This window comes from Paraburkholderia piptadeniae (genome assembly GCF_900007165.1).
Classification (GTDB): Bacteria; Pseudomonadota; Gammaproteobacteria; order Burkholderiales; family Burkholderiaceae; genus Paraburkholderia; species Paraburkholderia piptadeniae.
The window spans coordinates 1-788 of sequence record NZ_CYGY02000197.1 but is presented as its reverse complement, the minus strand read 5'-3'; the positions used below and the strand labels follow the sequence as shown (position 1 = coordinate 788).

Here is a 788-nt window from a genome sequence, read left to right as displayed (position 1 = left end):
TCATTTTGTTAAAGGTTCTAAGAGCAACGACATCATGGATACCGGCTATGCAAACCTGGCCCTCGATGGCAAGACAGTCATACGCGAGTACCTTGGCAAGTAGCCACAAGGCAACGCCGAATCTGCGCCTTCCGGATGACAACTGTCTCGATTGCCACGCGTACTCACCGGGTTTTCTGCCGTGTGGCTTCAACGGAATTCGATATCAATCGTGCAGACAGTCGTATTGAATAGGAGACGGGTACTTCCGCCGGCACGACGTACCCAGCGTAACGTCTGCTTTGGTGAACGTTCTATGTGACCGCGTGCCCGTGGATCATCTGCAAGACTGCGATCAAAAGTGGTTACTGAGGAGGCGCACGCAGCAAACCATTCACTCTGGATCTTTGCATGGGAAAAACCGTAAGTGATTTTGGCGACAACTGGCTGATCATCCTGCAATTGCTTGTACTTGTTTCGTTTTGCTATCGCGTGTTCAAAAGCCGGAAGGGTCAGCGGCTAATGTCGCGTATGCGGAAAAGCGAAGTAAATGTTGCCGCAGATGAAGCACGCAAAGAAACTGAAAAAAGAAAACGCGTGCTTGACCTCCATGAGAAGCACGGCCAACCACCAGAGCGAGAACAACTGCTGTGTTTCGGCGCACTGATGCTCTTGCGAAACGGAGAATTCACTACTCTTCTGCCGCTCCAGGAGAAGCCAGAATCGCGGCGCAAAGGCTTGGCTAACCCGAAGTTCCTCCCTTTCTTGTAGTCATCACGCGGTCGCAAGTCCGCGTGATTGCTGGGCAC

The 788-nt window shown here is 52.0% G+C and carries 1 protein-coding gene; it reads left to right on the top strand.

The genetic code is table 11. The features are described 5' to 3' along the window. The first annotated feature begins 390 nt into the window (after nucleotides 1–390). Nucleotides 391–750 carry a hypothetical protein gene (locus tag BN2476_RS44340; protein WP_087740415.1) on the top strand — a complete coding sequence of 120 codons (360 nt, stop codon included), beginning with the start codon at nucleotides 391–393 and terminating at the stop codon, nucleotides 748–750. Nucleotides 751–788 lie beyond the last annotated feature (38 nt).

Bases quoted from the DNA above. Each gene is read 5' to 3' on its own strand.
- BN2476_RS44340 (WP_087740415.1), top strand. From the start codon at position 391: ATGGGAAAAACCGTAAGTGATTTTGGCGACAACTGGCTGATCATCCTG.